12 protein-coding genes are annotated in these 12,399 nt (G+C 50.8%); 9 read left to right on the forward strand and 3 right to left on the reverse strand.

Going from position 1 to position 12,399, the window contains the following annotated elements; genetic code table 11:
• Positions 1 to 133 precede the first annotated feature (133 nt).
• The 3 genes from rplM (at position 134) to argC (ending at position 2,245) form a co-directional block, all read left to right on the forward strand.
• Positions 134 to 562 (forward strand): 50S ribosomal protein L13, encoded by a 429-nt coding sequence (gene rplM, locus ACOI06_RS02820; protein WP_420660975.1) that lies wholly within the window; start codon positions 134 to 136, stop codon positions 560 to 562.
• An 11-nt stretch (positions 563 to 573) separates the two neighbouring features.
• Positions 574 to 966, forward strand: a complete 393-nt coding sequence (gene rpsI, locus ACOI06_RS02825) for a 30S ribosomal protein S9 (protein ID WP_420660976.1) — start codon at positions 574 to 576, stop codon at positions 964 to 966.
• A gap of 214 nt (positions 967 to 1,180) precedes the next feature.
• The gene (gene argC / locus ACOI06_RS02830) at positions 1,181 to 2,245 is read left to right on the forward strand and encodes an N-acetyl-gamma-glutamyl-phosphate reductase (RefSeq protein WP_420660977.1); all 1,065 of its coding nucleotides are present in this window, start codon (positions 1,181 to 1,183) and stop codon (positions 2,243 to 2,245) included.
• Here argC and ACOI06_RS02835 read toward each other — a convergent pair.
• Complete coding sequence (locus tag ACOI06_RS02835; RefSeq protein WP_420660978.1) at positions 2,224 to 3,678, reverse strand: amino acid permease; 1,455 nt, start codon at positions 3,676 to 3,678, stop codon at positions 2,224 to 2,226. The two genes, argC and ACOI06_RS02835, sit on opposite strands and share 22 nt — an antisense overlap.
• A gap of 339 nt (positions 3,679 to 4,017) precedes the next feature.
• Between ACOI06_RS02835 and erpA the strand changes: the two genes are divergently transcribed.
• Entirely contained in the window at positions 4,018 to 4,386 is a 369-nt protein-coding gene (gene erpA, locus ACOI06_RS02840; RefSeq protein WP_420660979.1) for an iron-sulfur cluster insertion protein ErpA, read from the forward strand.
• 75 nt (positions 4,387 to 4,461) lie between these two features.
• Here the strand turns inward: erpA and ACOI06_RS02845 are convergent, their stop codons facing one another.
• Both ACOI06_RS02845 and ACOI06_RS02850 read right to left on the reverse strand, forming a co-directional pair.
• Entirely contained in the window at positions 4,462 to 5,622 is a 1,161-nt protein-coding gene (locus ACOI06_RS02845) for an anhydro-N-acetylmuramic acid kinase (RefSeq protein WP_420660980.1), read from the reverse strand.
• A 21-nt stretch (positions 5,623 to 5,643) separates the two neighbouring features.
• On the reverse strand, positions 5,644 to 7,014 hold the full coding sequence (locus tag ACOI06_RS02850; RefSeq protein ID WP_420660981.1) for a peptidoglycan DD-metalloendopeptidase family protein: 1,371 nt from the start codon (positions 7,012 to 7,014) through the stop codon (positions 5,644 to 5,646).
• Positions 7,015 to 7,315: 301 nt separating this feature from the next.
• On the opposite strand from ACOI06_RS02850, the gene tyrS reads away from it, so the two are divergent.
• The 5 genes from tyrS (at position 7,316) to ribD (ending at position 12,372) form a co-directional block, all read left to right on the forward strand.
• Positions 7,316 to 8,497 (forward strand): tyrosine--tRNA ligase, encoded by a 1,182-nt coding sequence (gene tyrS / locus ACOI06_RS02855; protein WP_420661024.1) that lies wholly within the window; start codon positions 7,316 to 7,318, stop codon positions 8,495 to 8,497.
• Positions 8,498 to 8,547: 50 nt separating this feature from the next.
• The gene (locus tag ACOI06_RS02860) at positions 8,548 to 9,183 is read left to right on the forward strand and encodes a YbhB/YbcL family Raf kinase inhibitor-like protein (protein ID WP_420660982.1); all 636 of its coding nucleotides are present in this window, start codon (positions 8,548 to 8,550) and stop codon (positions 9,181 to 9,183) included.
• A 255-nt stretch (positions 9,184 to 9,438) separates the two neighbouring features.
• Positions 9,439 to 10,683: a serine hydroxymethyltransferase gene (gene glyA, locus ACOI06_RS02865; protein WP_420660983.1), complete on the forward strand. Its 1,245-nt coding sequence runs from the start codon at positions 9,439 to 9,441 to the stop codon at positions 10,681 to 10,683.
• A gap of 18 nt (positions 10,684 to 10,701) precedes the next feature.
• A complete protein-coding gene (gene nrdR / locus ACOI06_RS02870) occupies positions 10,702 to 11,175 on the forward strand; it encodes a transcriptional regulator NrdR (protein ID WP_420660984.1) in 474 nt (157 codons plus the stop codon).
• 39 nt (positions 11,176 to 11,214) lie between these two features.
• Complete coding sequence (gene ribD, locus ACOI06_RS02875) at positions 11,215 to 12,372, forward strand: bifunctional diaminohydroxyphosphoribosylaminopyrimidine deaminase/5-amino-6-(5-phosphoribosylamino)uracil reductase RibD (protein WP_420660985.1); 1,158 nt, start codon at positions 11,215 to 11,217, stop codon at positions 12,370 to 12,372.
• The last annotated feature ends 27 nt before the right edge of the window (positions 12,373 to 12,399 follow it).

A 12,399-nucleotide genomic window follows, 5' to 3' on the forward strand; every position in this document is an offset into this window, starting at 1 on the left:
TATTCGAAGTTACCTTAAAAACCACCTTTTTGAGTGGGCGGAGCTACGGGCGGACGATAACGTCTTGGGGTCCGATTAAGGTCGATTGGTGGCGGGATTCCCCTGCCACGTTTAACTATATTGGAATCCAATCATGAAAACTTTCGTGGCAAAGCCGCATGAAGTTAAGCGTGACTGGTTCGTGATTGACGCAAAAGGCAAGGTGCTTGGACGTGTGGCCAGCGAAGTCGCACGACGCCTGCGCGGTAAACACAAACCTGAATACACGCCTCACGTTGACACGGGCGATTACATCGTGATCATCAACGCTGCTGACATCGCGGTCACAGGTAAGAAAGCAACTGACAAGATTTATTACCGTCACACCGGTTACCCGGGTGGTTTGCGCGAGACCAGCTTTGAAAAGCTGCAAAAGCGTCATCCAGGTCAGGCACTGCAAAAAGCGGTCAAAGGCATGTTGCCCAAGGGTCCCCTTGGCTACGCCATGATCAGAAAGCTGAAAATCTATGCTGGCGAAGAGCATCCGCATAGTGCGCAGCAGCCCAAACCTCTTGACTTTTAAGGATGTCGAACATGATTGGTAACTGGAACTATGGTACCGGCCGCCGCAAGACGTCAGTGGCTCGTGTCTTTATGAAGAAAGGTACGGGTAACATTGTTGTTAATGGCAAGCCTGTCGATGAATTTTTTGCGCGCGAAACCGGTCGTATGATCGTGCGCCAGCCGCTGACTCTGACAGAGCACCTCGAATCGTTTGATTTCAAAATCAACGTGCACGGTGGTGGTGAGAGTGGTCAAGCGGGTGCAATCCGTCACGGTATTACACGTGCATTGATTGACTATGACGAAACATTGAAGTCTGCCTTGTCACAAGCAGGTTTTGTGACACGTGACGCACGTGAAGTGGAACGTAAGAAAGTCGGTTTCCACAAAGCACGTCGCCGCAAGCAGTTCAGTAAGCGTTAAAAGCAGAATCTGGTCGTTCTCCCGATCAATCTGCGTTGCACGAAGCCACCCTCGGGTGGCTTTTTTTTCAATAGATGTCTTGGGCGAACATTTTGTGAGAGCTCTCACGATATCCTTATGCGCAACGGCGTTGCTTGAAGTCTCCAATGGCTGACGCGCTAGAATGAATCACTACCCATACCCATTTAAATCTTCCATCAGAGGTCAAGCGCAAATGAGTAAGCGAGCAGAACCTGTCATTAAGGTTGGTATTGTTGGCGGAACCGGTTATACCGGCGTGGAATTGTTGCGTCTGTTGTCGCAGCATCCGCATGTCGAAATCACAGCCATTACATCGCGCTCGGAAGAGGGTATACGTGTGGCGGACATGTTCCCCAACTTACGTGGTCATGTGGATCTTGCGTTTACAACACCTGAAAATGCACCGTTGACTTCGTGTGATGTAGTGTTTTTTGCGACACCGCATGGTGTGGCCATGAGCCAAGCTCAAACGCTACTCGATGCCGGCGTACGGATCATCGATCTGGCAGCTGACTTTCGTCTGCAAGATACGGGTGTTTTTGAAAAGTGGTACAAGATGCCACATGCGTGCCCAGACATTCTGGCAGAGTCTGTCTATGGTTTGCCCGAGCTGCAAACCCAGAAGGTTCGCGAAGCCAAGGTGATTGGCAATCCAGGTTGTTATCCCACCACTGTGATCCTGGGGCTTGCGCCATTGCTTAAGCCCAATGTGCTGATTGACACAAGCAATATCATCGCAGACGCCAAGTCGGGTGTGACCGGCGCTGGTCGTGGTGCCAGTGTTGGGACGCTCTTTTCAGAAGTCAGTGATAGCTTTAAAGCGTATGGCGTCTCTGGCCATCGCCATCACCCTGAAATCACCGAACAAATTAAAGCACTGACGGGACAAAAGGTTCAGGTCACGTTTGTGCCACATCTGGTGCCTATGGTGCGCGGTATGTTCACAACACTGTATGTGAATCTGACACCTGAAGCACGTGAGATGGACTGTCAGGCGTTGTATGAGGCGTTTTACGCCGATGCACCGTTTGTTGACATGATGCCAGCAAGCGCTTTGCCTGAAACACGTAGTGTGCGTGCGTCCAACATGTTGCGTATCGCATTACATCGTCAAGCGGACAATCCGGATCGCTTGATTGTCTTGGTGGTGCAAGATAATTTGGTGAAAGGTGCGTCTGGACAGGCAGTTCAAAACATGAACTTAATGTTCGATCTGCCTGCAACCAGTGGTTTAGATCAGGTTGCGATTTTGCCCTGATTTGGTTCAGTGTCTGTTGTCCCGATCTCCTCAGGTGTCTGGAGGTTGGGGCGACCACAAACTGACCAGATGATCAAAGCAAAACACAGCCAACCTAGAAATGCCAATTGAACCGATAAGTCTAGGCTCAGAATCAGATATAGGCAGCAAGCAATGCTGATGACCGGTGTCAATGGGTACAGCGGTACACGAAACCGCCCCGGCATAGTGGGGTGTTGTTTTCTTAAAAGGATGAGCGAGATTGCAACCGCAATAAACGCACCTAATGTGCCGATGCTCACCATCCCCCAGAGTAGCTTTGTCGGTACAAAGCCAGCGACTGGTACAACGAGTAACGTCGCAGCAAACACAGCCTGCCTTGGAATACCCTGTTTCGTATCGAGTTGTGCCAGTTTTCGCGGTAACAGACCGTCTCTGGCCATGGCAAAATAGATTCTGGAAAGACCGTAGAGTGCCACGAGTGTGACGCTAAATATGGACAAGACTGCGCCTGTCGACAAGATGATTGAGCTCATCGGTGAGTGGGTGACAGACAATAAGATTTGCGACAATCCAGCCGATTGCGTGGCAAAGGCCGTAATGGGTTGAGCCCCCAGACTGCAGATCGTAATCAGAACGTAAATAATAGTCACGATGACCAGCGCGCCTAGGATGGCCAGTGGAATGTTGCGATGGGGTCGAATGGCTTCTTCGCTGGCCGTGACAATCGAGTCAAGCCCCACAAAACTAAAAAAGACAATTGCTGCTGCTTGGCTGATACCGCCTATACCGTACGGAATAAATGGTTCAAAATTCTCGCCATGAAATGCCGGAATAACAGCGATCGCAAAAAGTGTCAGTAAGCCGATTTTAAGAAGTGTGAGTACAGCGTTAATGGTGGCCGATTGACGTGAGCCTCGTAAAAGCAGAGTGGCACAGAGGATCACCATTACCATGGCAGGATAATTGCCGTAATGCGGTAGAGGATCTGCTGGTGTGGGTGCTTGAAATGCAGAGATGCTCCAGACAGCAGGAATCTGCCAGCCGGTCACTAGACGTAAGGCTTCATTCAGATAATGGCTCCAGCCGACAGCAACTGCAGCGGCTGCGACACCCCACTCAAGTACAAGGCACGCGCCAACCAGAATCGCAAAGCCCTGACCCATGGTCATGTACGCGTAGGTGTAGCAGGAGCCTGAAACAGGGATGGCGCTCGCAACTTCTGCATAGCAAAGAGCCGTTAAGCCTGCTGCCATGGCGGCAATCAGAAATGACAGAATGATGGCTGGACCCGCCATAGGTGCAGCTTCAGTGAGTACAAAAAAGATGCCAGTTCCCAGTGTGCTGCCGATACCCATGAGTAGTAGTGACGCGAGACCAATGGTTCGGGTTAATTCATGACCAGTCCTGGCTTGTGATTCGGGGAATGGTTTTTTGAGTAAAAAACGACGCATACAAACATTTCCTGGTATCGAAGTGAGCGGTTAAAGCCGCGATGATCTTAGGCGAGCTTTTAGCCAAGGTTTATGGTCTACTAAAACTAAGTTTTGTTTTATTATATGGGAATTTGATTAAACCATTGGTGGCGGCTGAGACGGGAAATTAGCGATTCCTGCTGATACTCTGCCCAACGAGTCAAGTCGGCACTGTGGAGGATGACCGTGATGTGGTTGGGGGTAATCCCCGATAGTTGCATAAAATCGTTTATGATCACGTCATGTAAAGGTCCGTTTAAGGACAGCAGCTTAGACTAAAATGAGCTGTTAACGATCATTGATGTCAGGAGTACCATCATGAGCAGTGTGAGTGAAACTGTTGATCTGCAGGCGCCACCGCCACCAATTATGTTTACAGATTCAGCCGCTGAAAAGGTGCGCGATCTGTTGATTGACGAAGGTAATTCGAACCTGAAATTGCGCGTATTTGTGCAAGGCGGGGGTTGCTCCGGGTTTCAGTATGGATTTACCTTTGATGAGGACGTGAACGAAGATGACACGTCTCTAGAAAAGATGGGTGTTCAGTTATTGGTCGATCCGATGAGCTTCCAGTATCTGGTGGGCGCCGAAATTGACTACAAAGAAGATCTGGAAGGTGCGCAGTTTGTGATTCGCAATCCAAACGCTGCAACCACATGTGGATGTGGCTCGTCGTTTGACGTGTAATTGATCACATCGAATCTACTTTTTAGCATCTTCAGTGGCCGTGGGTGCGTTCACCCGTGGCCATTTTTTCCTTTTTTATGCAGGCCAACGTGCGCCAGGGACGCGAGGTCCTTGTGCACCTGTCACATCTGATAGTGCAATGGCAATCCGATGGTGGTGGCTCCATGCGAGCCATGCAAAGGCCATCGCTTCCATGTCCTGACTAGCCACACCGAGTTCATCGGTGGGCGTTACATGAATGCCCAGCGTTTTAAAACGATCCATGAGTGCCGTGTTGTGCACACCACCGCCGCAGCCGTAGACGTGTTGAATGGGTGGCTGGATGTTGAGCTGTTGTAAGGCGTCAAAAACGGTTTGCGCTGTGAGTTGCTGTAGGGTGGCTTGGACGTCCTGTGGTGAGAGCTGATTTTGAAATGGAATCAACGTTTGTTGTAACCAATTCAGATTGAAGAGATCGCGACCCGTGGACTTTGGGGGTGGCAGTGACAACCAAGGCTGCGAAGCGATAAGTGCGTTCAGCAAAGATTCAGAGACCTTGCCTTGTGCACCCCATTGTCCGCCACGATCAAATGGTTCACCTGTATGCAATGCGCACCAGGCATCCATTAGCATGTTGGCTGGGCCGGTATCAAACCCGCGTACAGGCGCATTGGGTTCAAGAATCGTGACATTGGCAATGCCACCCAAGTTCAGAATGACACGTGTTTGCTGATCTCCAAACAAATACGAATGAAAGGCCGGTACAAGTGGTGCGCCTTGGCCGCCTGCTGCAATGTCGCGAGACCGAAAATCTGCAATCACATCAATTTGGGTTAATTCAGCTAATCGAGCTGGGGCGTTGAGCTGGATGGTGTATTGCAAATCAGGTTGATGGCGGATGGTTTGTCCATGTGCACCGATAGCGATGATTGCGTCAGACGTGTAATTGGTTTGTTGCAGTAGTTTGTGAACAGCACGGGCATAGAGGTCGGCTAGTGCATTGCTGATAAGCGCAGCTTGATGAAGTTCATTCGATTGCGGTGTATGTAGTTCGAGTAGTTGGGCACGTAGCTGGGGCTCAAAAGGCTCATGCCAGCGTGCGATCACATAAGGTCGCTCGTATGCCGTCTGAGTTTGTAATGATGGGTGTGGAAGTCTGGCTAGAACAGCATCGACGCCGTCTAGACTAGTGCCAGACATCAGACCGATATAGAGCTCGGTCTGATTGTCTGGAGTGGACTGCAGATTGCCGCGCATGACGTGTCTGGCGCGTCTGTTTTAGCGAAATGCGACTTTCAGGATATCTGGATTGTCTTTCTGCAAAGTGGCCAATCGCTCAATCTGCGTGCGCAGTGGCTCGATGGCGGCTGTGAATGCTTTGACTTGTTGCTCTTCAAGTGCAATCACTTCAGGCAGTTTGATGCCATGGGGATCAATTGGCTTGCCGTTGACACGGAACTCATAGTGCAGATGGGGACCCGTTGCCCAACCAGTTGATCCGACAAATCCGATCACATCACCTTGAGAAACGCGATCACCTTTTTTAAGGCCTTTTGCAAAGCGACTTTGGTGAGCGTAAAGCGTTGTGATGTTGTTGGGGTGACGCAAGATGATCGTATTACCGTATCCGCGCATGCTTGATATCGCTTCAACGACACCGTCTGCACTGGCACGAATGGGTGTACCGCTGGGTGCAGCCAAGTCGACACCATTGTGGCTGCGCCATTTGTTGTGGATCGGATGCTTGCGCATACCAAAGGTCGAGCTCACACGTGTAAATTTGATGGGGTTGCGCAAAAATGCGCCTCGAAGGTTTTTACCTGTGGCGTCGTAGTAACCACCAGACTGATTGCCTTCGGCATACCAGTAGGCTTCTGATTTACGGCCTTTGTTGATGAACTCCACTGCCAACACACGACCAGCGCCTGCGGGGCGACCTTCGTGATAGCGAGTTTCATAGATCACACGAAATTGATCGCCTTTGCGCATGTCACGCATGAAGTCGATCTTGTCGCTCAGAATCTCAGCCATCTGAATGGTCACGCCATCTGGAATGCCGGCAGCGTCAGTGGCTGCAAACAGGGAAGATTCAATGACACCGAAGCCCACTTGTGTTGAGGATTCGGTTTGTTTGGAGACTTCTTTAGCCTCAAAATTCTTTTCTGCGGTTTTGCTGATTTCCAGATACTGAGTTAGGTGTTCGCCTTTGTTTTCAGTGCCGGGTGTATGGTAGTAACGAACCCAACGCAGACCGCCATGGCCGTCGTGAGCGGCTTGAACTGTACGGCCAGGCACGAGGCGGTGACCGGCGCGTGCGTCTTTATTCACGTTGATGAAGTGAATCAGGCCGTCTTCAGAAACGCCAAGGCGGTTGAGCACAGCCGCGATGGTATCGCCGGACTCAATGCGGGTTTCTGTGAAAAATGTATCGACTTCAGCTTCTGTGCTCACGATGGGGGTGGTGTCACGTAAGGACACACCCATGACATCAGACACGAGCATTCGCGAAACTGGGGCTTCACCCGAAGGTTTGACCATGGCGACTGCGCCAGCTGCAACCAGCATGCCGCCGACCATAGAGCCAAGTATGAAGCGTGTAGGAATGCGAGAGCGGGGTGTCGTATGATTGGGTGTTGACTTTGTTTGCATGGGCATACTCATTGTGGCGAGTCAGAAAAAAGGAAAACCACGACACCCGTGCGGTGTCGGAAGTCATGTATCCAAAGCTGTCATAATGTTAGCCTAGTTTTTAAATGAATAACCTTAAGTGATGTTCTGATTGACATATTATGCTCAGAGCACCAGCCAGAAGGCTTTTCGGCATGGCCAGATTTGCCGAGTGATTGATTAATAGACTATGAACACGATCCCTGAAAATAAAATCTCATCAAACCGTCAGACTGAGCGCGAAGCGCCCAAATACCCGATTACTGATCGTGTTCGGGAAAGTATGGCGATTGTCCTGCGCGGCTGTGACGAGTTGCTGGTGCCTGCTGAGTTTGAACAAAAGCTTGCCCGCAGTGAAGCCACCGGCGAGCCACTTCGAATCAAGTTGGGACTAGACCCGACAGCGCCCGACATTCACTTGGGTCACACCGTTGTGCTCAATAAGTTGCGCCAATTACAAGATTTGGGGCACACGGTTATTTTTCTGATTGGTGATTTCACCTCCATGATTGGGGACCCATCCGGTCGTAACGCCACCCGCCCACCACTGACTGCGGCGCAAATTGAAGAAAACGCCAAAACGTATTATGCGCAAGCCAGCATGGTGCTTGATCCTGAGCGTACAGAGATTCGTTACAACTCTGAATGGTGTGATCAGTTGGGTGCGCGCGGCATGATTGAACTCGCCTCAAAACACACCGTTGCCAGAATGTTGGAGCGTGAAGACTTTACGCAACGCTATCGCCAAGGTGTGTCGATCTCGATTCATGAGTTTTTATACCCACTGATGCAGGGTTATGACTCTGTGGCATTGAAGTCCGATTTGGAATTGGGCGGCACCGACCAGAAGTTCAACTTACTGGTGGGACGTGAGTTACAACGAGAGTATGGTCAAGAACCTCAGTGCATTTTAACGATGCCATTGCTTGAGGGAACTGACGGCGTTGAAAAGATGTCCAAGAGCAAAGGGAATTACATTGGCATTAGCGAGCCTGCAGAGCAGATGTTCGGTAAGCTGATGTCAATCTCGGATGAATTGATGTGGCGTTACTTTGAATTGTTGTCATTTCGCTCGCTTCAAGACGTAGAGGCTTTAAAAGAAGCTGTTGAGCAGGGACGCAATCCGCGCGATGTCAAAGTGGAGCTTGCGCTGGAAATTGTGGCACGCTTCCATAATGAGGAGGCTGCGCAGGCTGCATTGGCTGCTTTTGAGGCAAGGTTTCGCGATGGTGCGATCCCCGAAGATATCGATGAAGTGAGTTTAGGGCCTGCCCCGATGGGTATCCTGAAGGTGTTGCGCGAAGCCAATTTGGTGAGCTCTGGCTCCGAGGCCCAGCGTAATGTTCAGCAAGGCGGTGTTCGCGTCGATGGTCAAAAGGTCGAAGATCGATCCTTGAGCCTCGAGCAAGGGACCTATGTCGTGCAAGTCGGCAAGCGCCGATTTGCCAGAGTTACGATCGAGTGAATTTAGATAGACCACTCGATTTGTCAGGTGTCAATGTATTGGAGGGTTGTATGAAAGTCACCAGTCAGTCGTTTGAAGAACGGGGTGTGATCCCGGCGCGTTATGCATTCGGCAAGATTGATCCGCAGGCCCATATCGGGTTGGCCGACAATATCAGCCCGCATCTGGCTTGGGACGCTGTGCCTGAGCAGACCCAGTCTTTTGTGGTGGTGTGCCATGATCCGGATGCACCAACCGTGGGGGATGACGTTAATCAGGAAGGGCGTTCCGTCAGCGCAGATTTGCCCAGAGCAGATTTCATTCACTGGGTGCTGGTGGATATTCCAGCCGATCGGCGTGAGTTGAAGGAAGGTGAGTTTAGTCAGACAGTGACACCACGTGGTAAAGGTGGGCCGCTCACGATTCAAGAAATGCGCCAGGGCTTGAATGACTACACCAGCTGGTTTGCAAATGACCGAGATATGTCAGGTGACTATTTTGGGTATGACGGACCTTGCCCGCCTTGGAATGATGAACTTGTGCATCGATACATTTTTACCGTCTATGCGTTAGATGTAGACCGTGCACCCGTTGAAGGAACTTTTACCGCTAAAACATTGTTGGAAGCGATTCAGCCACATGTGCTCGGACAGGGCAGTATCACTGGGCTTTATACCTTGAATCCGGCGTTGGTGCCCGACGAATAACGTTTTAAGATCAGGCAGTTGATTCCAGCCGACGGTGCGAGTGGCTTTTAGAGCCTGATCTCGCTTTAAATTGTGTTTTTGATCGAACCCCAATGGTGTGTTCCGTAGGGGTTTGACCCAATAGCCTTGACGAAAGCGGTACAATCGCACACCTGAAACCCGACAAGTCCGCCAGTTTGGTGTGAATGCCATTGGAAATGGGCTTGTTTTCTAATGCCTTGCCGGCTGCCTCCAAACCTTGCAGGAATTGCACACATGTTCGATCGAAATCAGACGCTTGACCGCGTGGACCCACAAGTCTGGGATGCTATTCAGAAAGAAGACCGTCGTCAGGAAGAGCATATCGAGTTAATCGCCTCAGAAAACTACACCAGTCCAGCGGTGATGCAGGCGCAAGGCTCGCAGATGACCAACAAGTATGCCGAGGGCTATCCTGGCAAACGTTATTATGGTGGCTGCGAATTTGTCGATATCGTCGAAGATCTCGCAATCGAGCGTGCCAAAGAGCTCTTTGGTGCTGAAGCAGCGAACGTGCAGCCTAACTCTGGTTCACAAGCCAACCAGGGCGTGTACATGGCCATGCTCAAGCCCGGTGATACCGTGTTGGGGATGAGTCTGGCAGAAGGTGGTCACTTGACACACGGTGCCAGTGTGAATGCCTCTGGCAAACTGTACCGTTTTGTACAGTACGGCTTGGATGCCAACGAAGTGTTGGACTATGACCGCGTCGAAGAGCTCGCTAAAACAGAAAAACCCAAGATGATTGTGGCCGGTGCGTCAGCGTATTCCTTGCGCATGGATTTTGAGCGTCTGGGTCGCATCGCACACGAGAATGGTGCGCTGTTCATGGTGGACGTTGCCCATTACGCCGGTCTGGTTGCCGGTGGCGCATATCCCAGCCCCGTGCCTTATGCAGACTTTGTGACATCGACAACCCACAAATCATTGCGCGGTCCTCGTGGTGGCTTGATTTTGATGAAGTCAGAGTACGAGCGTGCCATTAACTCAGCGATTTTCCCAGGTATCCAGGGTGGTCCGTTGATGCACGTCATTGCCGCCAAAGCCGTTTGCTTTAAAGAAGCCTTGCAGCCAGAATTTAAAGATTACGCCAAACAAGTCATTGAAAACGCTCAAGCGCTTGCCGACACATTGGTTAAACGCGGTCTGCGGATTGTGTCTGGCCGTACAGAAAGTCACGTCATGCTCGTGGATCTGCGCGCTAAAGGCATCACCGGTAAGTTGGCTGAAGAAGCACTGGGTGAAGCACACATCACAGTCAACAAAAACGCCATTCCAAATGATCCAGAAAAACCATTTGTGACCAGCGGTGTCCGTTTGGGTACACCTGCGATCACGACACGTGGTTTTGGGATTGAAGAAACCGTGTTGACAGCAAATCTGTTTGCAGATGTCTTGGATAACCCACACGACCAGGACAATCTCCTGAAAGTACGTGAACGTGTCCATGCGTTGACATCGGCTTTCCCGGTTTACAAGTAATTCATAAGGCAAAACAGGATGAAATGTCCTTATTGCAGGCATAACGCGACATCTGTCGCTGATTCGCGAGAGACAGAAGACGGCGAAGTGATTCGTCGTCGCCGTCGTTGCGAGCACTGTGACAAGCGTTTCACAACCTATGAACGTGCCGAACTGGCCATGCCGATTGTGGTTAAACGCAACGGCGTGCGCCAGGAATATGACGCCAGCAAATTAGAAGCCAGTCTTAAGCTTGCCTTGCGCAAGCGTCCAGTGAGTACCGATGAAATCGACCGAGTCGTTCATCGCATTAATGAGCAACTCCTAGTGAGTGGTCAGCGTGAAGTCAGTACGGAAACCATCGGTGGCTTGGTCATGGATGAGCTGAGCCGTCTTGATAAAGTGGCTTATGTGCGTTTCGCCTCGGTTTATCAAAGTTTTGAAGACATCGGCGAATTTATCCATGCCATCCAAGCCATGCAAACACCCAAATCGGGTGGCGCATCGGATTAAGTGGTGAGCAGGGTGTCTGAGTCAAACTTCGAATCAGACATGGATGTACGCTGGATGACGCAAGCGCTGTCATTGGCGCAAAAAGCACTTTATATCCCATCCCCCAATCCTAGAGTTGGCTGTGTGATCGTGCGCGATGAGCAAGTTTTAGCGCAAGGTTCCACCCAAGCAGCCGGTCAAGCCCACGCAGAAGTGATGGCCTTACGTCAGTTGAAGTTACAAGGTTTGTCTGCCCACGGGGCGACTGTCTATGTCACGCTTGAACCTTGTAGTCACACAGGTAAAACGCCGCCTTGCGTTGAGGCATTAATTCAAGCACGTCCGCAGCGTGTCGTCATTGCCCATGTCGATCCAAATTCCAAGGTGTCGGGACGAGGTGTTCAGGCTTTACGCCAAGCAGGCATCGAAGTTGAGGTTGGTGTTTGTGCAAAGCACGCACTGGAAGTGAATCCAGGCTTTTTGTATCGCGCTTTATTCGGTTTGCCCTATGTCTGGTTAAAGATTGCGGCGTCCTTGGATGGTTACACCGCCACGCAAACAGGACAGTCGCAGTGGATTACGGGTGAAGCAGCCAGAGCCGATGGTCACCATTGGCGTGCACGTAGTTGCTTGGTTTTGACGGGCAGTGGGACGGTGAAAGCCGATAATCCGCAAATGAATGTGCGCGCTGTACAAACAGATCGCCAGCCATTACGTGCTGTGATTGATGGACGTCTGGACATTCCACTGCACTCAAAATTGCTACAGACGCCAGGATTGATCATTTTTACAGCCAGTCAATCTGCAGACAAGGTAGCTGCGATGACCGAGCGAGGTGCCAAGGTTGTGTATCTACCTGCACAAACAACCCAAGCTCAAGATACGCAACGCGTGGATTTACCCAGTGTCATGCGTTGGCTGGCTGACCATGAGATCAATGAGGTTCATGTGGAAGCCGGTGGTCGATTGAATCAGGCATTGTGGCAAGCTGGGTGTGTTGATGAGTTGCTTGTCTACATGGCGCCGATCCTGCTTGGTGGTGGTGATGCCATGTTGCAAGTTGAACCCGTTTTGTCTTTAGAGACCGTCAAAAGATGGACGATGTTGCAGGCAAGCACAGTGGGTACAGATGCCAGACTTCGATTAAGAAACCCACAACGTTGGCAACAGCTCGAAGCGCATATTCAAATGTTAAATGAACAGGTTCTCAGCGCTTAAATCGAGCGTATTGGGATCGTGTTGAAT

The sequence above is a fragment of the Orrella sp. 11846 genome (assembly GCF_048820935.1).
Taxonomy (GTDB): Bacteria; Pseudomonadota; Gammaproteobacteria; order Burkholderiales; family Burkholderiaceae_B; genus Algicoccus.

Excerpts from the sequence above, each read along its gene's own strand:
- rplM (WP_420660975.1), top strand. The coding sequence starts at position 134 with ATGAAAACTTTCGTGGCAAAGCCGCATGAAGTTAAGCGTGACTGGTTC.
- rpsI (WP_420660976.1), top strand. The coding sequence starts at position 574 with ATGATTGGTAACTGGAACTATGGTACCGGCCGCCGCAAGACGTCAGTG.
- argC (WP_420660977.1), top strand. The coding sequence starts at position 1,181 with ATGAGTAAGCGAGCAGAACCTGTCATTAAGGTTGGTATTGTTGGCGGA.
- ACOI06_RS02835 (WP_420660978.1), bottom strand. The coding sequence starts at position 3,678 with ATGCGTCGTTTTTTACTCAAAAAACCATTCCCCGAATCACAAGCCAGG.
- erpA (WP_420660979.1), top strand. The coding sequence starts at position 4,018 with ATGAGCAGTGTGAGTGAAACTGTTGATCTGCAGGCGCCACCGCCACCA.
- ACOI06_RS02845 (WP_420660980.1), bottom strand. The coding sequence starts at position 5,622 with ATGCGCGGCAATCTGCAGTCCACTCCAGACAATCAGACCGAGCTCTAT.
- ACOI06_RS02850 (WP_420660981.1), bottom strand. The coding sequence starts at position 7,014 with ATGCAAACAAAGTCAACACCCAATCATACGACACCCCGCTCTCGCATT.
- tyrS (WP_420661024.1), top strand. The coding sequence starts at position 7,316 with ATGGCGATTGTCCTGCGCGGCTGTGACGAGTTGCTGGTGCCTGCTGAG.
- ACOI06_RS02860 (WP_420660982.1), top strand. The coding sequence starts at position 8,548 with ATGAAAGTCACCAGTCAGTCGTTTGAAGAACGGGGTGTGATCCCGGCG.
- glyA (WP_420660983.1), top strand. The coding sequence starts at position 9,439 with ATGTTCGATCGAAATCAGACGCTTGACCGCGTGGACCCACAAGTCTGG.
- nrdR (WP_420660984.1), top strand. The coding sequence starts at position 10,702 with ATGAAATGTCCTTATTGCAGGCATAACGCGACATCTGTCGCTGATTCG.
- ribD (WP_420660985.1), top strand. The coding sequence starts at position 11,215 with ATGGATGTACGCTGGATGACGCAAGCGCTGTCATTGGCGCAAAAAGCA.